The organism is Serratia sp. CY27727 (genome assembly GCF_052169275.1).
In the GTDB taxonomy this organism is placed as follows: Bacteria; Pseudomonadota; Gammaproteobacteria; order Enterobacterales; family Enterobacteriaceae; genus Serratia; species Serratia sarumanii.
Window position 1 is genome coordinate 174197 of record NZ_JBJNLB010000009.1, and the last position, 24638, is coordinate 198834.

The 24638-nt window shown below is 61.7% G+C and carries 23 protein-coding genes; 15 read left to right on the top strand and 8 right to left on the bottom strand.

Annotated elements, in window-relative coordinates; translation table 11 throughout:
- Positions 1–2 precede the first annotated feature (2 nt).
- From ACJ8HB_RS19915 to ACJ8HB_RS19960, 10 genes are all read left to right on the top strand, one after another.
- The gene (locus ACJ8HB_RS19915) at positions 3–584 is read left to right on the top strand and encodes a DUF924 family protein (RefSeq protein ID WP_052133523.1); all 582 of its coding nucleotides are present in this window, start codon (positions 3–5) and stop codon (positions 582–584) included.
- Positions 585–635: 51 nt separating this feature from the next.
- Positions 636–1544: a LysR family transcriptional regulator gene (locus ACJ8HB_RS19920; protein ID WP_047570115.1), complete on the top strand. Its 909-nt coding sequence runs from the start codon at positions 636–638 to the stop codon at positions 1542–1544.
- 266 nt (positions 1545–1810) lie between these two features.
- Positions 1811–2248, top strand: coding sequence for a universal stress protein UspA (uspA, locus tag ACJ8HB_RS19925; RefSeq protein WP_004930988.1), 438 nt, complete (start codon positions 1811–1813; stop codon positions 2246–2248).
- Positions 2249–2448: 200 nt separating this feature from the next.
- The gene (gdhA, locus tag ACJ8HB_RS19930; protein ID WP_033649380.1) at positions 2449–3792 is read left to right on the top strand and encodes an NADP-specific glutamate dehydrogenase; all 1344 of its coding nucleotides are present in this window, start codon (positions 2449–2451) and stop codon (positions 3790–3792) included.
- Positions 3793–4121: 329 nt separating this feature from the next.
- Positions 4122–5108 carry an autoinducer 2 ABC transporter substrate-binding protein gene (locus ACJ8HB_RS19935; RefSeq protein WP_033649381.1) on the top strand — a complete coding sequence of 329 codons (987 nt, stop codon included), beginning with the start codon at positions 4122–4124 and terminating at the stop codon, positions 5106–5108.
- 105 nt (positions 5109–5213) lie between these two features.
- Positions 5214–6713 carry a sugar ABC transporter ATP-binding protein gene (locus ACJ8HB_RS19940; RefSeq protein ID WP_033654478.1) on the top strand — a complete coding sequence of 500 codons (1500 nt, stop codon included), beginning with the start codon at positions 5214–5216 and terminating at the stop codon, positions 6711–6713.
- The gene (locus ACJ8HB_RS19945; RefSeq protein WP_015379367.1) at positions 6706–7695 is read left to right on the top strand and encodes an ABC transporter permease; all 990 of its coding nucleotides are present in this window, start codon (positions 6706–6708) and stop codon (positions 7693–7695) included. Before ACJ8HB_RS19940 ends, ACJ8HB_RS19945 begins: the two co-directional genes overlap by 8 nt.
- A 1-nt stretch (position 7696) precedes the next feature.
- On the top strand, positions 7697–8650 hold the full coding sequence (locus ACJ8HB_RS19950) for an ABC transporter permease (protein ID WP_033649382.1): 954 nt from the start codon (positions 7697–7699) through the stop codon (positions 8648–8650).
- Between the two features lie 13 nt (positions 8651–8663).
- A complete protein-coding gene (locus ACJ8HB_RS19955; protein ID WP_047570113.1) occupies positions 8664–10301 on the top strand; it encodes an FGGY-family carbohydrate kinase in 1638 nt (545 codons plus the stop codon).
- Positions 10301–10900, top strand: a complete 600-nt coding sequence (locus ACJ8HB_RS19960; RefSeq protein WP_047570111.1) for a KpsF/GutQ family sugar-phosphate isomerase — start codon at positions 10301–10303, stop codon at positions 10898–10900. Before ACJ8HB_RS19955 ends, ACJ8HB_RS19960 begins: the two co-directional genes overlap by 1 nt.
- A gap of 28 nt (positions 10901–10928) precedes the next feature.
- Here ACJ8HB_RS19960 and rsmJ read toward each other — a convergent pair whose 3' ends face one another.
- From rsmJ to ACJ8HB_RS19975, 3 genes are all read right to left on the bottom strand, one after another.
- Positions 10929–11675, bottom strand: coding sequence for a 16S rRNA (guanine(1516)-N(2))-methyltransferase RsmJ (gene rsmJ, locus ACJ8HB_RS19965; RefSeq protein WP_047570109.1), 747 nt, complete (start codon positions 11673–11675; stop codon positions 10929–10931).
- An 8-nt stretch (positions 11676–11683) separates the two neighbouring features.
- The gene (prlC, locus tag ACJ8HB_RS19970) at positions 11684–13726 is read right to left on the bottom strand and encodes an oligopeptidase A (RefSeq protein WP_047570108.1); all 2043 of its coding nucleotides are present in this window, start codon (positions 13724–13726) and stop codon (positions 11684–11686) included.
- A 118-nt stretch (positions 13727–13844) separates the two neighbouring features.
- Positions 13845–14306, bottom strand: a complete 462-nt coding sequence (locus ACJ8HB_RS19975) for an HIT family protein (protein WP_033654482.1) — start codon at positions 14304–14306, stop codon at positions 13845–13847.
- A gap of 214 nt (positions 14307–14520) precedes the next feature.
- Here ACJ8HB_RS19975 and ACJ8HB_RS19980 point away from each other — a divergent pair, with 214 nt between their 5' ends.
- Together ACJ8HB_RS19980 and gorA are read left to right on the top strand one after the other, a co-directional pair.
- Positions 14521–15363, top strand: coding sequence for a 23S rRNA (adenine(2030)-N(6))-methyltransferase RlmJ (locus ACJ8HB_RS19980; RefSeq protein ID WP_004931012.1), 843 nt, complete (start codon positions 14521–14523; stop codon positions 15361–15363).
- Positions 15364–15493: 130 nt separating this feature from the next.
- On the top strand, positions 15494–16846 hold the full coding sequence (gene gorA / locus ACJ8HB_RS19985; RefSeq protein ID WP_047570106.1) for a glutathione-disulfide reductase: 1353 nt from the start codon (positions 15494–15496) through the stop codon (positions 16844–16846).
- 77 nt (positions 16847–16923) lie between these two features.
- On the opposite strand, the gene ACJ8HB_RS19990 is transcribed toward gorA, so the two are convergent.
- The 3 genes from ACJ8HB_RS19990 to ACJ8HB_RS20000 all read right to left on the bottom strand — a co-directional run bounded on the left by ACJ8HB_RS19990 (position 16924) and on the right by ACJ8HB_RS20000 (position 19077).
- Positions 16924–17490 carry a DinB family protein gene (locus tag ACJ8HB_RS19990; protein WP_223307129.1) on the bottom strand — a complete coding sequence of 189 codons (567 nt, stop codon included), beginning with the start codon at positions 17488–17490 and terminating at the stop codon, positions 16924–16926.
- A 69-nt stretch (positions 17491–17559) separates the two neighbouring features.
- The gene (locus tag ACJ8HB_RS19995; protein ID WP_047570104.1) at positions 17560–18411 is read right to left on the bottom strand and encodes a PhzF family phenazine biosynthesis protein; all 852 of its coding nucleotides are present in this window, start codon (positions 18409–18411) and stop codon (positions 17560–17562) included.
- 36 nt (positions 18412–18447) lie between these two features.
- Entirely contained in the window at positions 18448–19077 is a 630-nt protein-coding gene (locus ACJ8HB_RS20000; RefSeq protein ID WP_033636389.1) for a LysE family translocator, read from the bottom strand.
- Positions 19078–19214: 137 nt separating this feature from the next.
- Between ACJ8HB_RS20000 and ACJ8HB_RS20005 the strand changes: the two genes are divergently transcribed.
- From ACJ8HB_RS20005 to ACJ8HB_RS20015, 3 genes are all read left to right on the top strand, one after another.
- The gene (locus ACJ8HB_RS20005; protein WP_442520194.1) at positions 19215–20564 is read left to right on the top strand and encodes an aminotransferase-like domain-containing protein; all 1350 of its coding nucleotides are present in this window, start codon (positions 19215–19217) and stop codon (positions 20562–20564) included.
- Between the two features lie 161 nt (positions 20565–20725).
- Positions 20726–21220 carry a molybdopterin-dependent oxidoreductase gene (locus ACJ8HB_RS20010; RefSeq protein ID WP_033636391.1) on the top strand — a complete coding sequence of 165 codons (495 nt, stop codon included), beginning with the start codon at positions 20726–20728 and terminating at the stop codon, positions 21218–21220.
- Positions 21217–23001, top strand: coding sequence for an ATP-binding response regulator (locus tag ACJ8HB_RS20015; protein WP_033636392.1), 1785 nt, complete (start codon positions 21217–21219; stop codon positions 22999–23001). Before ACJ8HB_RS20010 ends, ACJ8HB_RS20015 begins: the two co-directional genes overlap by 4 nt.
- Here ACJ8HB_RS20015 and ACJ8HB_RS20020 read toward each other — a convergent pair.
- The gene (locus ACJ8HB_RS20020; RefSeq protein WP_033636393.1) at positions 22991–23842 is read right to left on the bottom strand and encodes a helix-turn-helix domain-containing protein; all 852 of its coding nucleotides are present in this window, start codon (positions 23840–23842) and stop codon (positions 22991–22993) included. The two genes, ACJ8HB_RS20015 and ACJ8HB_RS20020, sit on opposite strands and share 11 nt — an antisense overlap.
- Before the next feature lie 454 nt (positions 23843–24296).
- Positions 24297–24638: autotransporter outer membrane beta-barrel domain-containing protein (locus tag ACJ8HB_RS20025; RefSeq protein ID WP_442520193.1), on the bottom strand; the 342-nt coding region annotated here is incomplete at its 5' end.

A 24638-nucleotide genomic window follows, 5' to 3' on the forward strand; every position in this document is an offset into this window, starting at 1 on the left:
GCATGCCGACCCTTTTCCACCGGCGCAGCGATGCGCTCGCGGCCGATAATCAAACGGCCGATGAGGTGGTGCGGTTTTGGCGAGACGCCGGCGCAGAGCAATGGTTCCGGCAGGATCCGCGCTTCGACCAACGCTTTCGCGCGCGCTTTTTGGGCCTGCATCTGGCGGCGGCCCGGCGTGAACGCGACGACTGGCTTAAGACGCCGGAAAGCGCGCTGGCGCTGATGATCCTGCTCGACCAATTTCCGCGCAACGCTTTTCGCAACACCGCCCACATGTACGCCACCGATCCGCTGGCGCGCCGCTTCGCCCGCATCGCCATTGCGGCGAACTACATGCAGGCCGTCGAGCCTTCGCTGCGCCTGTTTTTTTGCCTGCCGTTCGCCCACTCGGAAAATCTCGCCGATCAGGATCTTTCCGTGGCGCTAAACGCTCAACTGGGGCCGGCTGAACGCGCGCACGCCGAGGGACACCGCGATATCATCCGCCGTTTCGGTCGTTTCCCACATCGCAATCAGCTGCTGTTGCGCGATACTACCACGCAGGAGCAAGCCTTCCTGGAGCAAGGAGGGTTTGCCGGATAACGCCGCAGAATGCTTTAAGCGGCAATAATAAGGACAATAACGGGCGCATCGATGGACAGATTCAATCAATACCGCGTATTCGTGCAGGTGGCGGAGATGGGCAGCTTTATCCGCGCAGCCCATGTGCTGGAGGTGCCGCGCGCCTCGGTGTCCGCCGCCGTGCAACAGCTGGAAACGCAGCTGGGCGTGCGCCTGCTGCACCGCACCACGCGGCAGGTGCGGCTGACCGCCGACGGCGAACAGCTGCTCGAGCGGCTGCGCCCGCTGCTGGCCGAGGTGGAGGATATCGATCAGTCGTTTCAGGCCAGCCAGCGCCAGGCCTCCGGGCGGCTCAGCGTCGACGTGCCGAGCCGCATCGCCCGCCGGCTGATCGCGCCAGCGCTGCCCAGCCTGCTGCGGCGCCATCCCCACCTGCAGCTGGTGCTCGGCTCCGCCGATCGCGCCATCGATCTGGTGCAGGAAGGGGTCGACTGCGCGGTGCGCGTCGGCGATCTGCACGACAGCAGCCTGGTGATGCGCCCGCTCGGCCATATCGCGCTGATCAACTGCGCCAGCCCCGCCTACCTGAGCGAATACGGGCATCCCACTCACCCCGCAGATCTCGTCACCGGCCACTGGCACATCGGTTACGCCTCGCCCAAAACCGGCCGCGAATCCCCTTGGGAATACCTGACCGCCGACGGCCACACCCAGCGGCTCGAACTGCCCAGCCGGGTGGTGGTCAACAACGCCGAGAGCTATATCGCCTGCTGCCGCGCCGGGCTGGGGCTGATGCAAATCCCGCGCTACGACGTGCAACACCTGCTCGACGCCGGTGAACTGGTGGAAGTCCTGCCCGCTTACCGCGCCGCCTCCATGCCGATCGCCCTGATCTATCCCCATCGTCGCCAGCGCTCACGCCGCCTGGCGGTGTTTCACGAATGGTTTGAAAGCCTGCTGCAGCCGCATCTGGAGCGCTGATTGCGCATTTAGCGCTATACTTTGTTTAATAACGCTTATAATTCAAGCGGTCAGACCGGCAACATCCGCATAATCAATAGGCTTTTACGCCGCGCGGGTGTACAACGAAAGGTATCGGGCGGAGAGATTTTCGATGCGGCGCAGTGTGATCGCCCCAACATATCATTGCGTTATCCGAATGATACTATGGAACCAAAAGCGCAAGGCGGGTAAACGGAACGCCTGCTAACCCTTTTAATCGGCATGTTTATGGAAGGAGTATTCTTATGGCTTACAAACACATACTGATCGCGGTGGACCTATCCCCGGAAAGCAAGATCCTGGTAGAAAAAGCCGTCTCGATGGCGCGGCCGTACAACGCTAAAGTCTCTCTGATCCACGTCGATGTCAACTATTCCGACCTCTATACCGGCCTGATCGACGTCAATCTCGGCGACATGCAAAAACGCATCTCCGAGGAAACCCATCAGGCGCTGACCGAGCTGTCGCAAAACGCCGGCTACCCGATCACCGAGACCCTGAGCGGCAGCGGCGATCTGGCGCAGGTATTGGTCGATGCCATCAAGAAATATGACATGGATCTGGTACTGTGCGGCCACCACCAGGATTTCTGGAGCAAGCTGATGTCTTCCGCTCGCCAGCTGATCAATACCGTGCACATCGATATGCTGATCGTGCCGCTGCGCGATGAAGAAGATGAATAAAGTAAGCACTTGCTAACTTAACTACCCAACGCCCGCGCCCTGCGGGCGTTTTTCATGCCGCCACGCCGATTAATCGCTTGATAATCAACCGCCCTCCGATGATATAGTCGCTAAAGACACAACATCCTCCCCCGGGCATCGCCTATACCCATATCTATAAGAAATAGCGGGGGAAAACTTAATGCTAAAAGGAGTTATCCATGGAATATGCCGTATCGGTAGAGTCTTTCCTGTCCTCGTTACAGCGCCATAACCCCCACCAGCCGGAATATCTGCAGGCGGTGCGCGAAGTCTTCACCTCGCTGTGGCCGTTTATCGAACGCAACCCGCGCTATCGCGAACAGGCCCTGCTGGAGCGCCTGGTGGAGCCCGAGCGCGTCATTCAGTTCCGCGTCAGCTGGGTGGACGATCGCGGCCAGGTGCAGGTCAACCGCGCCTTCCGCGTGCAGTTCAACTCGGCCATCGGCCCCTACAAGGGTGGCATGCGCTTCCATCCGTCGGTAAACCTGTCGATCCTGAAGTTCCTCGGTTTTGAGCAGACCTTCAAGAACGCGTTGACCACCCTGCCGATGGGCGGCGGCAAAGGCGGCTCCGATTTCGATCCCAAGGGCAAAAGCCAGGGCGAGATCATGCGCTTCTGCCAGGCGCTGATGACCGAGCTGTATCGCCACCTGGGGCCGGACACCGACGTGCCGGCCGGCGACATCGGCGTCGGCGGCCGTGAAGTCGGCTTTATGGCCGGCATGATGAAGAAACTGTCCAACAACACCGCCTGCGTGTTTACCGGCAAGGGTCTCTCCTTCGGCGGCAGCCTGATCCGCCCCGAGGCGACCGGCTACGGCCTGGTGTACTTCACCGACGCCATGCTGCAGCGCCACGGCCTGGGCTTTGAGGGCATGCGGGTGGCGGTGTCCGGCTCCGGCAACGTGGCGCAGTACACCATCGAGAAAGCGCTGGAGCTGGACGCGCGCGTGATCACCGTGTCGGATTCCGGCGGCACCCTGGTGGACGAGGACGGCTTCACCACCGAGAAGCTGGCGCACCTGGCGGAGATCAAAAACCAACGCTACGGCCGGGTGGCGGACTATGCCCGCGAACGCGGCCTGACGTATCTGGCGGGCCAGCAGCCGTGGAACGTGCCGGTGGATATCGCCCTGCCGTGCGCCACCCAGAACGAACTGGATCTCGAGGCGGCGCAGACGCTGATCCGCAACGGAGTGAAGGCGGTCGCGGAAGGCGCCAACATGCCGACCACCATCCAGGCCACCGACGCCTTCCTCGACGCCGGCGTGCTGTTCGCGCCGGGCAAGGCGGCCAACGCCGGCGGCGTGGCCACCTCGGGGCTGGAGATGGCGCAAAACGCCGCGCGCATCGGCTGGCGGGCAGAGAAAGTGGATGTACGTTTACAACATATCATGGCCGATATTCACCACGCCTGCGTGGAATACGGCGGCGAAGGCAAGCAAACCCACTACGTGCACGGCGCGAATATCGCCGGTTTCGTCAAGGTCGCGGACGCCATGCTGGCGCAGGGCGTGCTGTAATCCGCCTTAAAGGTGATCTTGTTCACACATCGATTAAATGCTTCAATGCCGGCCTCTGCGCCGGCATTTTTTTATGCTTTCCCACCATCAAAATGATGCTAGCTCGTTAAATAAAAGTTAATAAAGGGTTATTTATTGCTTCTTAATCGGTAGTAAATTTACCACCACCAAATAATTAAACATTTATTTAACACAAAATACTGCAATATTTTACTTAACTGTGCGCAGATCACATTTCGTTAACTTCAGTTACGCCCCCTCTTCCATTCCTTTGTAATCTGCAGCGGTGGAAAAACCGCCACCCCTACAGATAAAAAAAGGTACAGCTAATGAAATTTAACCTCGCATTATTAAATGCATGTGTGGTTTCTGCGTGCATGTTATCGACAACACCTGTGTTCGCCGCTGATAAATATGAGATTGCCGTAGTCGCCAAAGTGACCGGCATTCCGTGGTTCAACCGCATGGAAGTGGGCGTCAACGAAGCGGCGAAAAAACTCGACGTCAACGCCTACCAGACCGGCCCTTCTACCCCGGATCCGGCCGCGCAGGTCAAGGTGATTGAGGATCTGATCGCCAAGAACGTCAACGCCATCATCGTGGTGCCGAACGACGCCAAGGTGCTGGAGCCGGTGCTGAAAAAAGCGCGCGACAAAGGCATTGTGGTGCTGACCCATGAATCCCCGGACCAGCAGATCGGCCAGTGGGATATCGAGACCATCGACAGCGAGAAATACGCGCAGGCCAACGTCGATGAGCTGGCGAAAGACATGGGCGGCAAAGGCGGCTATGCGATCTACGTCGGCTCGCTGACCGTGCCGCTGCACAACGCCTGGGCCGATTCCGCCATCAAATACCAGAAAGAAAAATACCCGGATATGTTTGAAGTTACCTCGCGCCTGCCGGTGGCGGAAAGCATCGACAAATCCTACGCCACCACGCTGGATCTGATGAAAACCTATCCGCAGATGAAGGGCATCATCGGCTTCGGCTCGCTCGGCCCGATCGGCGCCGGCCAGGCGGTGGCCAAGAAACGCGCCAAGGACAAGATCGCGGTGGTGGGCATCGCCATGCCGGCGCAGGCCGCCCCTTACCTGATGCGCGGCGACATCAAAAAAGCGCTGCTGTGGGATCCGAAAGACGCCGGCTATGCGCTGGTGACGGTGGCCGACCAGCTGCTGCAGGGCAAGGAAGTGAACAAGGATCTGGCGATCGAGGGCCTCGGCAAGGCCGACGTCGACATGGAACACAAAGTGATTCGGTTTAACAAGATTTTGGAAGTCACCAAAGACAACGCCCAATCGCTTGGATTCTGATTTTTCGCGTAATTTCGCCACACCGGGAAAGTAGTTAAACCCTCGTAGGGGCGCAGCATTGCTGCGCCCAGGGCTTCGGCCGCTACGCAAGCACAGGTTAACGTTATGACAGCCTCCCCCGCATTTATCACCCTGGAGAATATCAGCAAGCGATTCCCAGGCGTGCTGGCATTAGACCAGATCAACCTGACGCTCAATATTGGCGAAGTGCACTGCCTGGCCGGGCAAAACGGCTGCGGCAAAAGCACCATCATTAAAATCATCTCCGGCGTCTATCAGCCGGAAAAAGGCGCCAACATTTCGCTTGAAGGCAAACTCTTCCACGCCCTGACGCCGCAGCTGTCCGGTTATTACGGCATACAGGTAATCTACCAGGACCTGTCGCTGTTCCCCAACCTGACGGTGGCGGAGAACATCGCCATCCACCGTTACCTGCCCGGCGGCCATTTCTGGGTGCGCAAGCGGGTGATGCGCCAGACGGCGCTCGACGCCATGGCGCGGGTCGGCGTACGCATCGATCCCGATAAAAAGGTGGAAAAACTGTCGATCGCCGATCGGCAGCTGGTGGCGATTTGCCGCGCCATCGCCGCCGAGGCGCGGTTGGTTATCATGGACGAACCGACCGCCTCGCTGACCCGCCAGGAGGTCGACGGCCTGCTGCGGGTGGTCAACGAGCTGAAGGCGGCCGGCATCTGCGTGGTATTCGTCAGCCACAGATTGGATGAAGTGATGGAAGTCGCCGATCGCATCAGCGTGATGCGCGACGGCAAGCTGGTGGGCACCTGGCCGGCCAGCGAACTGGACAGCCATGAACTGGCGTTCCTGATGACCGGCCAACGCTTCCACTACAGCCCGCTGCCGCCGCTGCCGCCGGCTGAACAGGCGCCGCTGCTCGAAGTGCGCAACCTCAGCCGCGGCGAGAAATACCGCAACGTCAATCTGGCGCTGCGCGGCGGCGAAATCGTTTCGATCGTCGGCCTGCTCGGTGCCGGCCGCACCGAACTGTGCCTCAGCCTGTTCGGCATGACGCGGCCGGACAGCGGCGAGATCCGCATCGAGGGCCAGGCGGTGCAGCTGCACAACAACCGCGAAGCGGTGCGCCACGGCATCGGCTATGTGTCGGAGGATCGCCTGACGCAGGGGTTGATCATGGAACAATCGATCTACGACAACACCATCGTCACCGTCTTCGATCGGCTGCATACCTCGCTCGGGCTGCTGGATCACGCCAAAGCGACCGAGCTGGTCAACCGGCTGATCCGCGATCTGAACATCAAGGTGTCCGACAGCGCATTGCCGGTGAAAACCCTGTCCGGCGGCAACGCCCAGCGCATCGCCATCGCCAAGTGGGTGGCGACCCAGCCGAAGATCCTGATCCTCGACTCGCCCACCGTCGGCGTGGACATCGCCAACAAAGAGGGGATCTACCAGATCGCCCGCGATCTGGCGCAGCTGGGCATGGCGGTGCTGATGATCTGCGACGAGATCCCGGAAGCCTATTACAACAGCCATCGGGTGATGGTGATGCGCAAGGGCGAGCTGATCGCCGAGTTTGCGCCGCACCAGAGTACCGAGCAACAGATCGCCGAGGTGGTGAATGGATAAGTCATTATTGGCCCGCCTGGCCGGGCGGCACGAGTTTTATCTCGGCCTGTTGGTGCTGCTGCTGGCGATCGGCCTGAGCGCCGGCACCGACGAGTTTCTGACGCTCGGCAACCTGACCGACGTCGCCACCAGCTACGCCATTCTCGGCATCCTGGCCTGCGGGCTGTTCGTGGTGCTGATCGCCGGCGGCATCGACATTTCGTTCCCGGCGGTCACCGCCATTGCCCAGTATGTGATGGCCAGCTGGGTGATCCAGCACGGCGGCAGCTTCCCGCTGGCGTTCGCCCTGGCGATTGGCGTCGGCCTGCTGCTCGGGCTGGTGAACGGCTTCCTGGTGTACTGGCTGAAAGTGCCGGCAATCATCATCACCATCGCCACCCTCAACCTGTTCTACGGCCTGCTGGTGTACGCCACCAACGGCACCTGGCTGTACGGCTTCCCGGACTGGTTCATGAACGGCATCAACTGGTTCTCGTTCCAGGGCGCCGACGGTTACGACTACGGCCTGACGCTGCCGCTGCTGTGCCTGCTGGCGACCATCGTCGTCACCGGCGTGCTGATGAACCGCACCCGGCTGGGGCGCCAGATCTACGCCATGGGCGGCAACCGCGACGCGGCGTCGCGCCTGGGGTTGAACCTGCTGCGGCTGCATTTTTGCGTCTACGGCTACATGGGCATTCTGGCCGGCGTCGCGGCGGTGGTGCAGGCGCAGATCACCCAGTCGGTGGCCCCCAACTCGCTGCTCGGCTTCGAGCTGACGGTATTGGCGGCGGTGGTGCTGGGCGGCACCAGCATGAGCGGCGGCCGCGGCTCGTTGACCGGTACCCTACTCGGCGTGGTGCTGCTGGCCTTCCTGCAAAACGGGCTGACGCTGCTCAGCGTCTCGGCCTATTGGCACCAGGTATTCAGCGGCGCGATCATTTTGATCAGCATCAGCACCACCGCCTGGAACGAAAAACGCAAGCTGCTCAAGGAGATCTGACATGACGCAGTTAACTCGGTTGATCCCAAACGATCGGATCATTCGCCTGCAGGGCGCGATCATCATCGCGGTGGCGCTGCTGTTCGCCGGGCTGCTCGGATCGCGCTTCTTCAGCCTCGGCAACTTCCAGTCGATCGCCTCGCAGCTGCCGATCCTCGGCCTGCTGGCGCTCGGCATGGGCATCACCATGCTGACCGGCGGCATCAACCTGTCGATCATCGCCGGCGCCAACGCCTGTTCGCTGGTGATGGCGGCGATCATCGTCAGCCACCCTGACCAGCCGCTGTTCCTGGCGCTGGCGCTGGTGGCCGGCCTGCTGGTGGCGGTGGCGATCGGCGCGCTCAACGGCGCGCTGGTAGCCTGGATCGGCGTCTCGCCCATCCTCGCCTCGCTCGGCACCATGACCCTGATCACCGGCCTGAATATCCTGCTGTCCAACGGCGCGGTGATCTCCGGCTTCCCGGCGGCGATTCAATTTCTCGGCAACGGCGCCGTGCTCGGCGTGCCGGTGGCACTGATCCTGTTCCTGCTGGTGGCGGCCGGGCTGTGGCTGCTGCTGGAGCACACCACGCTGGGCCGCAGCCTGTACCTGATCGGCTCCAACGAGCAGGCCACCCGCTTCAGCGGCGTGAACACCGCGCGGGTGCAGGTAGCGGTGTATATCCTGTCGGCGCTGCTCGGCTGGGGCGCCGCCCTGCTGATGATGGCCAAGTTCAACTCGGCCAAGGCCGGCTACGGCGAATCTTATCTGCTGGTGACCATTCTGGCCTCGGTGCTGGGCGGCATTAACCCGGACGGCGGCTTCGGCCGCATTCTGGGGCTGGTGCTGGCGCTGATCGTGCTGCAAATGTTGGAAAGCGGCCTCAATTTGCTGGGGGTCAGCAGCTACCTGACCATGGCCCTGTGGGGCGGCGTGCTGATCCTGTTTATCGCGTTACAGAATCGAAAAGCTTAGGAGAAAACAGATAATGGCGAGCTATTTTATTGGCGTAGACGTGGGCACCGGAAGCGCGCGCGCGGGCGTATTCGATCTCAATGGCCGCATGGTCGGCCAGGCCAGCCGGGCCATCGATCTGTACCGGCCGAAGGCGGATTTCGTCGAGCAGTCGTCGGATAACATCTGGCAGGCGGTGTGCAATGCGGTGCGCGACGCGGTCAACCAGGCCGACATCAACCCGATCCAGGTCAAGGGGTTGGGCTTCGACGCCACCTGTTCGCTGGTGGTGCTGGATAAAGAGGGCAAGCCGCTGACCGTCAGCCCCTCCGGCCGCACCGAACAGAACATCATCGTGTGGATGGATCACCGGGCGATCGCCCAGGCCGAGCGCATCAACGCCACCAAACACCGCGTGCTGGACTTCGTCGGCGGCATTATCTCGCCGGAGATGCAGACGCCGAAACTGCTGTGGCTGAAACAGCACATGCCCACCACCTGGGCCAACGCCGGCTACCTGTTCGATCTGCCGGACTTCCTCACCTGGCGCGCCACCCAGGACGCCACCCGCTCGCTGTGTTCGACGGTATGCAAGTGGACCTATCTCGGCCACGAACAGCGCTGGGACAAGAGCTACTTCCAGCAGATCGGGCTGGAAGACGTGCTGGAACATGACGCGGCCAAGATCGGCAGCGACGTCAAAATGATGGGCGAGCCGCTGGGCCACGGCCTGACCCAGCGCGCCGCCAGCGAGATGGGGCTGATCGCCGGCACGGCGGTGAGCGTGTCGATCATCGACGCCCACGCCGGCACCCTCGGCACGCTGGGCGCCACCGGCGTCTCCGGCGAGGTGGCCGACTTCAACCGCCGCGTCGCGCTGATCGGCGGCACCTCCACCGGCCACATGGCGATGTCGCGCACCGCGCGCTTTATCGGCGGCGTCTGGGGGCCGTATTACTCGGCGATCCTGCCGGAATACTGGCTGAACGAAGGCGGCCAGTCCGCCACCGGCGCGCTGATCGACCACGTCATCCAGTCGCACCCGTGCTACCCGGAGCTGCTGGCGCAGGCGAAAACTCAGGGGCAGACCATCTATGAGGTGTTGAACACCATTCTGCGCCGCATGGCCGGCGAGCCGGAGAATATCGCCTTCCTGACGCAGGACATTCACATGCTGCCGTACTTCCACGGCAACCGCTCGCCGCGCGCCAACCCGACGCTGACCGGCATCCTGACCGGGCTGAAGCTGTCGCGCACGCCGGAGGACATGGCGCTGCACTACCTGGCCACCATTCAGGCCATCGCGCTCGGCACCCGCCACATCATCGAAACCATGAACCACAGCGGCTACAGCATCGACACCATTATGGCCAGCGGCGGCGGCACCAAGAATCCGATCTTCGTGCAGGAGCACGCCAACGCCACCGGCTGCGCCATGCTGCTGCCGGAGGAGAGCGAAGCGATGCTGCTGGGCGGCGCGATGATGGGCACCGTGGCGGCGGGCGTGTTCGACACCCTGCCGGAGGCGATGAGCGCCATGAGCCGCATCGGCAAGACGGTCACGCCGCAGACCAACCAAATAAAAAGCTACTACGACCGCAAATACCGGGTATTCCACGAGCTGTACAACGACCACATGAAATACCGCCGGTTGATGCAGGAGGAGGCGTGATGCAGCAGGAATGGCGGCAGGCCGTGCAGGGTTGGCAAACCTACAGTCAGGAGCTGACGCAGCTGGGCGAGCGCCTCGACGCGCGCACCTGGCAGCGGCTGCTGACGCTGCTGGCCGACTGCCGCGGTAAAATCGCCGTCACCGGCGTCGGCACCTCGGGGATTGCGGCGCGCAAGATAGCCCACATGCTGGCCTGCGTGGAACGGCCGGCGATCTATCTCGACGCCACCGGCGCGGCGCACGGCGATCTGGGCTTTCTGCGCGCCGACGATCTGCTGATCCTGATCTCGCGCGGCGGCAATTCCGACGAGCTGACCCGCCTGCTGCCGACGCTGCAGGCCAAGGGCGTGACGCTGATCGCGGTGACGGAAAACCCGCATTCCGCCATCGCACAGGCGGCGCAGTTGACGATCGCCACCGGGGTGCAAAAGGAGATAGATCCGCTGAACATGCTGGCCACCACCTCAATTGTGCTGGTGCTGGCGATCTTCGACGCCGCCTGCGCCTGCCTGATGGCGCGCAGCGGTTACGACAAGGACGCCTTGCTGGCGGTGCATCCGGGCGGCGGCGTGGGGAAAAGCTTGCGGGAGGAAAACTGAGGGCCCGACACGGCGGGCCCGGCAGACATTACAGCGGCATGTAGATATCGAAACGGTGGCTTTTGGTCAGCGTGGCGGCGTGCGCCGGCACGTCGGCCAGCGGCGGCGCGTAGTCCGGGCGCTTCACCACCACGCGCTTGGTCGCCAGGCGGCGCGCCGGCTCCAGCAGGCCGTCGGCGTCATCGTCGCTGCCCACCAGCGATTGAAACACCCGCATCTCTTTCTTCACCAGCGCGCTTTTTTGCTTGTGCGGGAACATCGGATCGAGATACACCACTTCAGGGCGCGGACTGAGATCCGCCAGCGCCGTCAGGCTGGAGGCGTGCAGCAGCGTCAGGCGCTCGCGCAGCCACGGGCCGATTTCCGCATCCAGATAGCCGCGCTGCAGGCCGTCGTCCAGCAACGCCGCCACCACCGGATTGCGCTCCAGCATCCGCACCCGGCAGCCCAGCGCCGCCAGCACGAAGGCGTCGCGCCCCAGCCCGGCGGTAGCGTCCACCACGTCCGGCAGATAGCTGCCCTTAATGCCGACCGCTTTGGCCACCGCCTCGCCGCGGCCGCCGCCGAAGCGGCGCCGGTGCGCCATGGTGCCGGTGACGAAATCGACGTAGATTCCGCCGAGCTTCGGCTCGTCGCGCTTGCGCAGCTCCAGCCGCTGCGGGGTCAGTACCAGCGCCATCGGCGCGTCGTCGTCGGACGTCAGCCGCCAGCGCTGCGCCAAAACAGACAAGGCGCCGGGATCGGCGCCTGCTTCACACAATAAACACACGCTCACGTGTCGGGTTATCCTTTAATGCCGTAATGGCGCAGCATAGCATCCAGCTGCGGCTCGCGGCCACGGAAGCGTTTGAACAGCGCCATCGGCTCTTCCGAACCGCCGCGCGACAGGATGTTGTCGAGGAAGGATTTGCCGGTTTCGGCGTTGAAAATCCCTTCTTCTTCGAAGCGCGAGTAGGCGTCGGCCGACAGCACTTCCGCCCACAGGTAGCTGTAGTAACCCGCCGCATAGCCGCCGGCAAAGATGTGGCTGAAGGCGTGCGGGAAGCGGCCCCAGCTTGGCGAAGGCACCACCGCCACCATTTTCTTCACTTCCGCCAGCGTCGGCAGGATCTGCGCCCCTTTTTCCGGGCTGTATTCGAAGTGCATGCGGAAATCGAACAGGCCGAACTCCAGCTGGCGCAGGATGAACAGCGCCGCCTGGTAATTCTTGGCCGCCAGCAGCTTGTCGAGCATGGCCTTCGGCAGCGGTTCGCCGCTCTGGTAGTGGCCGGAGATAAACGCCAGCGCTTCCGGCTCCCAGCACCAGTTTTCCATAAACTGGCTCGGCAGCTCGACCGCATCCCACGGCACCCCGTTGATGCCGGAGACGCCGGCGGTATCGATCTGCGTCAGCATGTGATGCAGACCGTGGCCGAACTCGTGGAACAGCGTGGTCACTTCGTTATGGGTGAACAGCGCCGGCTGGTCGCCCAGCGGGCGGTTGAAGTTACAGGTCAGGTAAGCGACCGGCTTTTGCAGCGTGCCGTCGGCCTTGCGCAGGCTGCCGACGCAGTCGTCCATCCAGGCGCCGCCGCGTTTGTTTTCGCGGGCGTACAGGTCGAGATAGAAGCTGCCGCGCAGCTCGCCGTCGGCGGCGAACAGATCGAAGAAGCGCACGTCCGGATGCCAGGTCTCCACGTCTTTACGCTCTTTGGCGGTGATGCCGTAGATGCGTTTCACCACTTCGAACAGCCCTTCCACCACCCGCTGCTCCGGGAAGTACGGGCGCAGCTGCTCGTCGCTGATGGAGAACAGGTGCTGCTTCTGTTTTTCGCCGTAATAGGTGATGTCCCAGGCGTCGAGCTCGTCCACGCCATAGTGCTGTTTGGCGAAGGCGCGCAGCTGCGCCAGCTCTTGCTCGGCCTGCGGACGGGCGCGCTTGGCCAGATCGCTCAGGAAGCCGATCACCTGCTCCGGGCTCTCCGCCATTTTGGTCGCCAGCGACTTGTCGGCGTAGGTGTCGAAGCCCAGCAGCTGAGCCAGCTCGTGGCGCAGCGCCAGCGTTTCCGCCATCACTTCGCTGTTGTCCCATTTGCCGGCGTTCGGCCCCTGATCGGAGGCGCGGGTGGCGAAGGCGCGGTACATCTCTTCGCGCAGCGCGCGGTTGTCGGCGTAGGTCAGCACCGGCAGGTAGCTCGGCATGTCCAGCGTCAGCAGCCAACCGTCCTGCTCTTTGGCCTGCGCCATCGCCTGTGCCTGCGCCAGGGCGCTCTCCGGCAGGCCGCTCAGCTCGGCTTCGTCGGTAATCAGTTTGCTCCAGCCCATGGTGGCGTCGAGCACGTTGTTGCTGTAAGTGGAACCCAGTTCGGACAGGCGCGCGACGATCTCACCGTAGCGCTGCTGTTTATCCGCCGACAGGCCGATGCCCGACAGTTCGAAATCGCGCAGCGCGTTGTCCACCGCCTTGCGCTGCGGCACGCTCAGCGCCTCGAACGCCGCGCCCTCTTTCAGGCTGCGGTAGGCCTGGTACAGCCCTTCGTGCTGGCCGACCCAGGTGCCGTATTCAGACAGCAGCGGCAGCGCCTGCTCATAGGCGGCGCGCAGCTCCGGGCTGTTTTTCACCGAGTTCAGGTGCCCGATCGGCGACCAGATGCGCGACAGCCGATCGTCCGACTCCGCCAGCGGCTGACACAGATTGTCCCAGGTGAACGGCCCCGGCTGCGCGACCACGCGCTCTACCGCAGCGCGGCAGTCCGCCAGCGCGGATTGCACCGCAGGCACGATATCTTCAGGGCGGATCGCCGAGAACGGCGGCAGGGAAAACGGGGTCAGCAACGGATTTGTCATAGGGCAGTCCTGATTAGCGTTGGGACCCGCCGCGGGGGCGAGCCTTAAAATGCGTATGAATCTCTAACATGGAGCCAGACAACAGGAAAATCAATGCCCGGCGTTGATCGTTGGTGCCTTAAACGGCGCTTTGGCGGATGCGGGCGGCCAGCGCCGCCAGTTGCTCGTCGTCGGCGCGCGCGGCGTCGTGGGAGGAGATATAGCCCTCGTAACGCGCGAAAAACTTCGGCGAGGTCGATTCGATCGGCCGCCACTGCTCCAGCGACGCGGTGCCGTGCAGCGGGATCAGTTTGGCGTGCACATGGTCGACGCCGTAGCCCTCGAACACCATGCCGCAGCGGCCGACGTCGTCGAACGCGCGGTCCAGCTGCTTCGCTACCCGCTTGGTCGCCAGCATCAACGCGCTCAATACCTCGTCCGGCAGGTCAAAGGCGTAGCTCGGGTGGTGCGCCTTGGGGATCACCACGCTGAAACCGTCGGTGTTGGGGAAGATGGACAGGAACGCCAGATGGTCGTCGTCTTCCCAGATTTTATGGCACGGCGCCTTGCCCGCCACGATGTCGCAAAAAATGCAGCTCATCCTTTCTCCTTGTGATTCACAGCGTTTCAACCCATTCGAACGCTTCGAACACCGGCCGCCAGAACGCCCGTTTGCTCATCGTCCTGTCCCTTTCTGTGAACGTCTGCGGCAACGGAGTCCGGTTTTTCCCGGCCAGACAGTTTATACTGTGCAGATTATAAGCCTTATTGCATTGAATGCTCCGCCTGCGGAGCACAAGGAACCGCCACCCGTCATGTTAAGTTATCGCCACAGTTTCCACGCCGGCAACCACGCCGACGTGCTCAAGCACACCGTTCAGAGCCTGATCATCGAGTCGCTGAAGGAAAAAGAGAAGCCGTTCCTGTATCTGGATACCCACTCGGGCGCGGGCCGTTATCAGCTCAGCGGCGAACACGCCGAGCGCACCGGCGAATACCTGGAAGGCATCGGCCTGCTGTGGCAGCGCGACGATCTGCCGGAAGAGCTGGCGGCCTACATGAGCGTGGTGCACAACTTCAACCGTTCCGGCACGCTGCGCTACTACCCCGGTTCGCCGCTGATCGCCCGCCAGCTGCTGCGCCCGCAGGACAAAATTCACCTGACCGAGCTGCACCCGAGCGACTACCCGCTGCTACGCAGCGAGTTCCAGAAAGACGAGCGCGCCAAAGTGCAGCGCGCCGACGGCTATCAGCAGCTGAAATCCCAGCTGCCGCCCCTGTCGCGCCGCGGCCTGATCCTGATGGACCCGCCGTATGAAATGAAGACCGATTACCAGGACGTGGTCAAAGGCATTCAGGAAGGCTACAAGCGTTTCGCCACCGGCACCTACGCGCTGTGGTACCCGGTGGTGATGCGCCAGCAGATCAAACGCATGCTGCGCGATCTGGAAGCCACCGGCATTCGCCGCATTCTGCAGATCGAACTGGCGGTGAAACCCGACAGCGATCAGCGCGGCATGACCGCCTCCGGCATGATCGTCATCAACCCGCCGTGGAAACTGGAACAGCAGATGAAAAACGTGCTGCCGTGGCTGCACAAGGTGCTGGTGCCGTCGGGCATCGGCCACCATCTGGTGAACTGGGTGGTACCGGAATAATCCCCGGCAGGGCGCGGTTCGCCGCGCCCTGCGTCCACCTATCGCAGCCATCGACGCAATCTTTGCGACAAACCCCGGTCAGGCGTTAAACTCTTACCCTCTTCAAATTCACAACTCATGGAAATCCCAGATGACGAAACATTACGATTATCTAGCAATTGGCGGCGGCAGCGGCGGTATCGCATCGATCAACCGGGCAGCCATGTACGGCCAAAAGTGTGCGCTGATTGAAGCCAAAGAGCTGGGCGGCACCTGTGTAAACGTGGGTTGTGTACCGAAAAAAGTCATGTGGCACGCGGCGCAGATCGCCGAGGCCATCCATCAGTACGGCCCGGACTACGGCTTCGACACCACCGTCAACGCCTTCGACTGGAAGAAGCTGGTCGCCAACCGCACCGCCTATATCGACCGCATCCACAACTCCTACGACAACGTGCTGGGCAAGAACAAGGTCGACGTGATCAAAGGCTTCGCGCGCTTCGTGGATGCGCACACCGTGGAAGTGAACGGCGAGCTCATCACCGCCGACCACATCCTGATCGCCACCGGCGGCCGCCCGAGCCACCCGGCTATTCCGGGTGCGGAATACGGCATCGACTCCGACGGCTTCTTTGAGCTGGACGCTATGCCGAAGCGCGTCGCCGTAGTCGGCGCCGGCTATATCGCCGTGGAGATCGCCGGCGTGCTGAACGCGCTGGGCGCGGAAACGCACCTGTTCGTGCGCAAGCACGCGCCGCTGCGCAGCTTCGATCCGATGATCGTCGAAACCCTGGTGGAAGTGATGAACACCGAAGGGCCGAGCCTGCATACCGAATCGGTGCCGAAAGCGATCGTCAAGAACGCCGACGGCAGCCTGACGCTGCAGCTGGAAAACGGCAAGGCATTCACCGTCGACTGCCTGATTTGGGCCATCGGCCGCGAACCGGCGACCGACAACCTGAACCTCGGCGTTACCGGGGTGAAGACCAACGAGCAAGGCTACATTGACGTCGATAAGTTCCAGAACACCAACGTCAAAGGCATCTACGCGGTGGGCGACAACACCGGCGCGGTAGAGCTGACCCCGGTCGCCGTGGCCGCCGGCCGCCGCCTGTCCGAGCGCCTGTTCAACAACAAGCCGGATGAGCACCTGGATTACAGCAACATCGCCACCGTGGTGTTCAGCCACCCGCCGATCGGCACTATCGGCCTGACCGAGCCGGAAGCCATCGAGAAGTTCGGCGCGGACAACGTGAAGGTGTACAAATCCTCCTTCACCGCCATGTACAGCGCCGTGACGCAGCACCGCCAGCCGTGCCGCATGAAACTGGTGTGCGCGGGTAAGGAAGAGAAAATCGTCGGCCTGCACGGCATCGGCTTCGGCATGGATGAAATCCTGCAGGGCTTCGCGGTAGCGGTGAAGATGGGCGCCACCAAGAAGGACTTCGACAACACCGTGGCAATACACCCGACCGCGGCGGAAGAGTTCGTTACCATGCGCTGAGGCGCAGCCTCGCCGAGTTCCGGCGCATAACAGGCCAGGCGCGAAAGCGTCTGGCTTTTTTATTTATCTCGTTCGCCTCACGGCGCCCGGCGGTAGTGATCGCGAAGAAACACCGGCAAATCGTTCGCCGGCGAAGCGAAGGGCACCTGATAGAGCATATCGCCGACAAAACCGCGATGATAGGTCGCGTGGTTGACGACATGCAGCACGATTTCCTGGCGCGTCATGCGACCTTCCCCCCCGCCGACGAATTCGAACTGCACCACCTGCGCCAGCGCCTCGGACGACCAGTTATCCACCTGTTCGATATACCAGTGGTCCATTTCCTCCACCGCACACCGCAGAGCGTCAAGCGCAGGCGTTTGCTCGGTGTTGCGCGCGAGGTAGCCATGTTTTCGACCTTGCAGGTGGTGCCTGAAGATATCGTCCACCACATAGACATGATTCAAGGTATGCACCATATTGCCAAAACGGGTCGGCCGCGGCCGCAAGGCTTCACCGGCCGGCAAAGACATCACGGTGTCAAAGGTCAGCGCATTCGCCCACGCTTTGTAACGTACCAGCATTTTCAACGTATCGATGACCGTCGTCGGCTGAGTGATATCAGCTTCGACGGGGGTATCGTTTTGTGGCATCGCAAACATACTGTTCACTCCTTATCATCGGATGAAAATCGATATTCCGTTCAGCCGCACACAGTGCGGCGACGCGTTCTACGCCGTGCCAATCCCTTGCAACCGCCCTTCGACCTGAATGCGCGTATTGCCGCCCACCCAAATCCGGCCACCCTCGTCGCGGGTGATATGCACGTGCCCGTTGCGCCCACGACAGCGGCCCTGAGCGGCAATATATCCGCCGCTGACCACGCCGCTTGCGAACAACCACTGGGCCAGGGAGGCATTGAGACTGCCGGTGACCGGATCTTCGACGATAGCGCCAAGATGATCGCTCAAAAAAGCGCGCACTTCGAAGGCTGCGTCACCCTCGGCATGTGGGCCGACGACGCCAATGTCCACTCTGCGCGGCCAGCTTCTCGCCGGCGTCAGGGAAAGTACCCGCTCGGCGCTGGCCAGCCGGATCCCCAGCCACCCCGGGCCATTATCGATCCAGGCGGCATCGAGCACCTCATCAGACGCGATCCCCAAAAACCGCAACGCGTCGGCCAACGTCTCTCCTGACGGCGCCCCGGAACGAATCAACGGTGGCGCGGCAAAACACAACCGCCCTCCCTCGCGACGAATGCTCACCAATCCTGCTCCGCACTCCTGGATGATCTCCGTCTCGTTGCTGGGCGCCCCTCCCAGAGCGAGCCAGGCATGGCAGCTGCCCAACGTCGGGTGCCCGGCAAACGGCATTTCACGATCCAGCGTGAATATTCGCACCCGGTAATCCGCCTGCGGGTGCGTCGGCGGCAGTAAAAAGGCCGTCTCCGACAGGTTGAACCAACGCGTCAAGCGCTGCATGTCCTCCGTCGACAACGCTCCGGCGCCCGCGATCACCGCCAACGGATTGCCGGCGAGTGGCCCGGCGCCAAAGACATCCACCATCTGCATGCCAAAAACCATCGCCTCTCTCCTCAGGTTAACGCCGGGCGTGCATGATTACCCCCGCGATATCAACAGCTCCAGGCCCACGCAAGCGAACAGCAGCGCAAGCATTCCTTCAATCCAGCGCCTCACCCGGGTATAAAACGCGATCATCGGCGCCGTTGAGAACAGCAGGGCATACCCCCCGAAAATCGTCACGCCGAGCAACGCACAACCGCCGATAATCGCCGGTAAAACGCCTTCAGGCGCCCCTTGTCGCAAACCCAGCGACATGATCGCCATCCAGGACATGATGGCCTTGGGATTACCGAGATGCATCAGCACGCCCTGCCGATACAACTTCCGATAAGATCGCCCGCCATCCCCTGCCGCTATCCCTGTCGAGACGGGAGACGCCCGTAATGCGGATTGGCCGGCGCGCAGCGCCAGATACAGCATATACACGCCGCCGACGATTTTGATGGCCCACAGCGCCTGCGCATACGTGGCCAGCACGGCGGAAAGGCCGGTCGCGGCCAACAGTGCCCAGCACAGCGATCCGGTCACCACCCCGGCAGCCAGCGCCAGTGCGGGTGAGCGGCCGTCACGCATCGCCACGCCCATGATCGCCATGTTGCTGGGGCCCGGACTGGCGGTTGCGAGAAGATATGCGCCATAAACCAACGCAAGCTGACTGACATTCATGGAAAAACTCCGCTGACCCGCCTTGCGGCCGAGACGTTGTTGAAAACTCAGGGACTCTTCACCAACATAGTATGTGTTACACTTTTCACCTATTTAAATAGTGTCACGTGACACTATTCATTTTTCGGAGCATCACCATGCGGCTTCAATCGCCCTGGCAACCTCGCCTGGCCAATGCGGAAGTCACCACCGTCGAGCGGCTGGTGTTGGCGTTAGGCGACGACATTATCGAGGGTAAACTGCAGGGTGGCGATCGTCTGCCGGCTCACCGTACGCTCGCCTGGCAATTAGAGATCGGTCTGGGCACGGTGACCAAAGCCTATGCCATCCTGGAACGACGCGGGTTGGTACGCAGCGTGAAAGGCCGCGGGATGTTCGTGGCGATTCGCCACGCCCGTGAAAAACGCGAAATCGATCTTTCGTCCAATGCGCCGCCGGCGGTGCTGACCGATCGTTTGCTGGCGCGCACGCTGGCCAGCATTGCGCGGAAAATGGATGCGGATCATCTGAACCTCTATTCCCCTCCGACCGGGCATCTGGAGCACCGACGTTTGTTGGCCCGCTGGCTCGAAAACGTCGGCGTCACGATCGAACCGTCGAATCTGGCGCTGACCAGCAATGCCCGTCAGGCGATTTCACTGGCTTTTGACCTGGCCTGCGGGCCACGCGGGACGATACTGACGGAGAGAATCAGCTATCCCGGCGCGATCGCGCTGGCCCGGCGCAAAGGCCATTGCTTGATCGGTATCGATATCGATGCGCAAGGCATGGTGCCGCAAGCGCTGTCTCGCGCGCTCGAGCGTGTCTCCTGCGGCCATACTGCGGTCTATCTGACACCGACGCTGCATAACCCGACAACGGCCACCATGAGCGCCGAGCGCAGGCAGGCTATCGTCGAGATATGCCGGCAGGCGAATGTCTGGATCATCGAGGATGGCGTGTATGCCTTGGGGCATTCAGCAACGCCTGCGCTCGCGACATTGGCACCCGAGCGGGTGTTCCATGTCAATGGCCTGTCGAAAACGCTCGGCCCGGGGTTGCGGATAGGTATGCTGACTCTGCCGCCCGGCATGCAAAACGCGGCGGAAGAAGCCTTGCAAGATATGCCCTTCGCGCCTTCGCCACTGTCTTGCGCAGTGGTGGGGGAGTGGCTGTCCAGCGGCGCGGTCGAGGCGATACCGCAAGCGTTGCGCCATGAGGCTCAGCGCAGAGTGCATCTGGCCACCTCGATATTCGTCGCCGGCGAATGCGTATCGCATCCCGACGCTTATCATGTCTGGCTGCCGATGCCGCGCGAAACCGCCGAGTCTGTGGCCGCCGCCGCCGCATTGGCCAACGTAAAAGTGACGCCGCCGGACGCCGTGATGGTGGACCGCGACGAACGGGCAACGGGCATTCGCCTGTGCCTGGGTTCCTCTTCGCTGGACGAGCTAACGGCAGGCCTGACACAGCTGGCGCAGCTGTTGAAAGCACATCGGAACGGCTGACAAACGGAAGGGAAAGGTTACGCGCACGGGTCGACCGGCTCAGGCCTGTTCTTTTTGTGCGGTTTACTATTCCCTTCGCGCCCGCCTGCTTTTTCTGCCATTATTCTGCCTGATAAATTAGCGGGACTGATACAACCTCCCCGCGCCTCTGGAGAACACCGATGCTGTTCAAACTATGCAAAACCCTTGCGATGGCCTGCGTGGCCCTGATTATCGCCCAGAGCAGCGCGCTCAGCTTTACCCTCGAAGTGGCGGGCAAGATCGACAACGTGACCGACCCGGTCAACAAAAGCTATCTGTTCACCGATAAGCAGCTGTTGGCGATGCCGGTGCGCAGCATCACCACCTCCACTTCCTGGACGCCGCAGAGAAAATTTGAAGGGATTTCGGTGGCCGATATCCTGGAGCGCGTCGGCGCCAAGGGCGAAACGCTGACCTTCTATGCGCTGAACGACTATTACATCGACGTGCCGCTGTCCGACGTCAAAAAGTACAACATGATCCTGGCCTACAAGATGGACGGGGAAATGCTGAAGCTCAGAAACTTCGGACCGCTGTTCCTGGTTTACCCGCGCGACGCCGCCGGGCCTGAACTGAACTCGCCGTTGTACAACTCGCGCTTTATCTGGCAAGTGGACAGGATCGTGATCAAATGAAGCTGACGACCTTTAAGAACGGCAGCAGGCTGGCGATCCCGGCCATTTTCGCCGCGCTGTTTTTAGTGGCTTCGACCGTCACGCTCTATTACTACAGCGCCACCCTGTCGAAGAAAGGGCTGTATGCCATCGCCGGCACGCAGGAGAACTACTCCTGGTCAATCGCCAAGTTCTCCATCAAGCTGGCGGAGTTCGACACGCTGGTCGAGCAGCAAAGCCACGCCGCGCAGGTGGACAACGACAACCTGCGGCTGCGGTTCGAAATCCTCTATTCGCGTTTTTACGTGCTGGAAACCGTCTCCGAATCGACCCAGCCGCTGTACGCCGAGCCGGGCTACCCGGAAGTGGTCAAACAGATGCGCCTGCAGATGGATCGCATCGATAAGCTGCTGAGCAGTCGGAAAATCGACTTCGGCCAGGTTTCCGCGGCCATGAGGGCCATCAAGCCTTACGCCATCGAAATGGCCAACCTGACCGACCACGCCGAGGTGAAGCAGCGCACCGCCGCCTATGAGGATTACATCGAGAAACGGCACATTATTTTCTATGGGCTGGTGATCGTCATGTTCTCGGTGATCGCACTGATCGCCATCACCCTGATCGTGTTCCGTCAGCAGCGGCTGACCATTCGCCAGCAGGCCAAGGCCATCGAGGCGGAGAAAGCGACGCGCACCAAAAACGCCTTCCTCGGTGCCATCGGCCACGAGCTGCGCACCTCATTGCAGAGCGTGATGTCGGCCATCGACGTGCTGGTGAATACCCGGGTGTCGGCTGAGCACGCGGACACCTTTCAGCGGCTGGAGACCGCCGCGCAGCAAATCGAAAGCCAGATGAAAGATCTGACCGACTATGCGCACCTCGACAGCGGCATGATGGAATTGCGCATCGTGCCGTTCGACGCGCAGAAGCTGATCGCGGAGACCGCCAACGAAATCGCCACCCTGACCCGCAAAGAGCAGGTCAAACTGAGCTGTGAAGTGGAATGCAGCCACCTGCTGGTGCACTCCGATCCGCTGCGCATCCGGCAGATTATCGTCAACCTGCTGACCAACGCCTACAAGTACACCGAAAGCGGCAGCATTACGCTGCACAGCTGCCTGCGCCGCCAGCCGGGCGGCAGTTCGTTGATTATCGAAGTGACCGACACCGGCATCGGTATCGAAAAAGACCAGCTCGATCAGATCTTCAAACCCTTTACCCAGCTGGATCAGTCGCATACCAAGCAGTATGCCGGCGTCGGGATGGGGCTGGCGATCGTGCACGGCCTGGTGACATTGCTCGACGGCACCATCACGGTGTACAGCGAAATCAAGAAGGGCAGCACCTTTATCGTCAGCATTCCGGTGCAGATCAGTGAAGACGAACGCGCCGACGCGCCCGCCGCCGCCAATGCCTCTCTGCAGCAGAAGCCGCAGCAGGTGCTGGTGGTGGATGACAACAAGTCGGTGGGTGACGCCTTTGCGGCGCTATTGGACAAGCTGGGCTACCAGCACGAACTGTGCGACTCGCCGGAGCGCGCGCTGCAGAAGCTGCTCAGACGCCCTTACGACGCGCTGTTGCTGGATCTGCAGATGCCGGGCATCGACGGCGCCGCCCTGGCCAGGCAGCTGCGCAACCGCCGCGGCCCCAACCGCCATGTGCCGATCATCGGCATCAGCGCCTACACGCCGGAGCAGCTGACGGCGGATCAGCGCGCCCTGTTCGATAACTACCTGATGAAGCCGGTTCGGCTGGATGCGCTGTCAAACGCACTGGCCGAGGTGTTCCCCGCTAAAGATTAAAACAGCGTTGCAGTGCGGCTTCGATCACATGGAGCCGCACCGGCTTTTCATAAGGGCCGAGCACATCGTACTCGCGCATCGCCTGAGCGATTTCCGACTCGCGTCGGTCGGTGCCCAGTTCGCCGGTCAGCACCAGTACCGGCGCGTCCGGGTTGTCGGAGGCGCGGATGGTGGCGATACAGCGATCCGCCGTTTCCTCACCGATCAGCCAGTCCACCACGTAGCCGTCGAACAGGCTTTGCTGCAATGCCTGACAGAAACTGTCGACGTCGTAAAACGCCACCGCGTTGAAGCCGCAGCCGCCGAGATACTTGGCCAGCTCATCGGCCGCCTGATGCGAATCGTCCAATACCGCGATGCTCAGCCGCTCGTCGTCGCCGAAGCCGGGCCGGATTTCGATCAGATCGACGCCGTAACGCGGGCCTGCCGGTGCCTCATCGGCGCGATAGATACGCCACTGCCCTTCCACGCGCAGCGCCACAAATTCCGCCGGCCGCCCGGCAGGAAGCTCATCGCCAATGTGCCCGACGCAAGGCATCGCCACCCCCGCCACGAAAAAGATGGCATCGCGCGCCATATTTGGCTCGGTGGTCTCGTGTTCGGCGCTCAAATCGGCGATCGCCGCCGGCGTTTCTCCCAACGCGGCCGCGACGCTGTTGATCTGTTCCAGCGTCCAGGGGCTTTGCCCTTTCAGTTTGCGGTGCGCATGTGAAAAACTCAGATCCAAGATGCGGCTGAGCTCGCGGGCATGCTGACGTTTTCCAATCCCGTAATGTAAAAACAGCTCCCTGACCCGATTGGCAATCGACTGTGAATCGAATTTTTGGTGATTGTTATCCATTTGTTCCTTCGATTTTTTTACTGATTTATCAGTCGTTTTGATTATTTCCGCTGAAAAAGCCACATCTAAAACTGGCATCTCATGCAATTATGCGTTAAAAACGTTGCTTGACATACCATGTTGCATCGTCAAACATGGTATCAAAAGAGACATACAGCAATACACTATAAAAAATAACACCAGCACGTTTTTTAATAATAACCATAGTAACACCAGGGAAAATTTGTTCCGTTGCCGCTACTGAGACGATGAGCACATCGCTCGGACTGCGCAAATCAAACGGGGCTTGAGCCTTTAGCGCTAATCTGTTTTACCCACTTTTAAGCCGGGATCCGTCAGGGTCCCGGTTTTTTATTGCCCTGGCGCCGCGCCATCATACGGACTCACCCCGCAGCCGCAAATAAAAACGGAGCCGGCATGCCGGCTCCGTGGTCATTGCGATGATCGCTGAACGTCAGAAGCGCCAGGTGAAACCGGCGTTGACGCTGTTGTCCTGGTGGTTCTGCGACAGCAGCCCGCCGTAGCCCAGCGACAGCGTGGCGTTCTCGTTCACCGCCACTTCCGCCCCCGCCTTCAGCACCATCCCGTCGCGCGAGACCGGCACGCTGTCCACCACGAACGGCGCGTTGCCGCCGTTGAACCGCAGCCCGGTGCCACGCTCCAGACTGCCGTACTGGTGTTGCCATCCCAGCTCGCTGCGCAGCGCCACCGTCGTGCCCGGGGTCACCTGCCAGGCGGTGTCCGCACGCAGGCCCAGCGTCGACACCGTCGCGTCCGTGTGCTGCTTGTCGCCGCG

What these genes read in the sequence shown, in the direction of transcription:
- ACJ8HB_RS19990 (WP_223307129.1), bottom strand. Translation starts at nt 17,490, where the DNA reads ATGTTTGCGATGCCACAAAACGATACCCCCGTCGAAGCTGATATCACT.
- ACJ8HB_RS19975 (WP_033654482.1), bottom strand. Translation starts at nt 14,306, where the DNA reads ATGAGCTGCATTTTTTGCGACATCGTGGCGGGCAAGGCGCCGTGCCAT.
- ACJ8HB_RS20000 (WP_033636389.1), bottom strand. Translation starts at nt 19,077, where the DNA reads ATGAATGTCAGTCAGCTTGCGTTGGTTTATGGCGCATATCTTCTCGCA.
- ACJ8HB_RS20010 (WP_033636391.1), top strand. Translation starts at nt 20,726, where the DNA reads ATGCTGTTCAAACTATGCAAAACCCTTGCGATGGCCTGCGTGGCCCTG.
- ACJ8HB_RS20015 (WP_033636392.1), top strand. Translation starts at nt 21,217, where the DNA reads ATGAAGCTGACGACCTTTAAGAACGGCAGCAGGCTGGCGATCCCGGCC.
- uspA (WP_004930988.1), top strand. Translation starts at nt 1,811, where the DNA reads ATGGCTTACAAACACATACTGATCGCGGTGGACCTATCCCCGGAAAGC.
- ACJ8HB_RS20005 (WP_442520194.1), top strand. Translation starts at nt 19,215, where the DNA reads ATGCGGCTTCAATCGCCCTGGCAACCTCGCCTGGCCAATGCGGAAGTC.
- ACJ8HB_RS19915 (WP_052133523.1), top strand. Translation starts at nt 3, where the DNA reads ATGCCGACCCTTTTCCACCGGCGCAGCGATGCGCTCGCGGCCGATAAT.
- prlC (WP_047570108.1), bottom strand. Translation starts at nt 13,726, where the DNA reads ATGACAAATCCGTTGCTGACCCCGTTTTCCCTGCCGCCGTTCTCGGCG.
- ACJ8HB_RS19955 (WP_047570113.1), top strand. Translation starts at nt 8,664, where the DNA reads ATGGCGAGCTATTTTATTGGCGTAGACGTGGGCACCGGAAGCGCGCGC.
- ACJ8HB_RS19935 (WP_033649381.1), top strand. Translation starts at nt 4,122, where the DNA reads ATGAAATTTAACCTCGCATTATTAAATGCATGTGTGGTTTCTGCGTGC.
- ACJ8HB_RS19945 (WP_015379367.1), top strand. Translation starts at nt 6,706, where the DNA reads ATGGATAAGTCATTATTGGCCCGCCTGGCCGGGCGGCACGAGTTTTAT.
- ACJ8HB_RS19995 (WP_047570104.1), bottom strand. Translation starts at nt 18,411, where the DNA reads ATGGTTTTTGGCATGCAGATGGTGGATGTCTTTGGCGCCGGGCCACTC.
- ACJ8HB_RS19950 (WP_033649382.1), top strand. Translation starts at nt 7,697, where the DNA reads ATGACGCAGTTAACTCGGTTGATCCCAAACGATCGGATCATTCGCCTG.
- gdhA (WP_033649380.1), top strand. Translation starts at nt 2,449, where the DNA reads ATGGAATATGCCGTATCGGTAGAGTCTTTCCTGTCCTCGTTACAGCGC.
- ACJ8HB_RS19940 (WP_033654478.1), top strand. Translation starts at nt 5,214, where the DNA reads ATGACAGCCTCCCCCGCATTTATCACCCTGGAGAATATCAGCAAGCGA.
- gorA (WP_047570106.1), top strand. Translation starts at nt 15,494, where the DNA reads ATGACGAAACATTACGATTATCTAGCAATTGGCGGCGGCAGCGGCGGT.
- ACJ8HB_RS19920 (WP_047570115.1), top strand. Translation starts at nt 636, where the DNA reads ATGGACAGATTCAATCAATACCGCGTATTCGTGCAGGTGGCGGAGATG.
- ACJ8HB_RS19980 (WP_004931012.1), top strand. Translation starts at nt 14,521, where the DNA reads ATGTTAAGTTATCGCCACAGTTTCCACGCCGGCAACCACGCCGACGTG.
- ACJ8HB_RS19960 (WP_047570111.1), top strand. Translation starts at nt 10,301, where the DNA reads ATGCAGCAGGAATGGCGGCAGGCCGTGCAGGGTTGGCAAACCTACAGT.
- ACJ8HB_RS20020 (WP_033636393.1), bottom strand. Translation starts at nt 23,842, where the DNA reads ATGGATAACAATCACCAAAAATTCGATTCACAGTCGATTGCCAATCGG.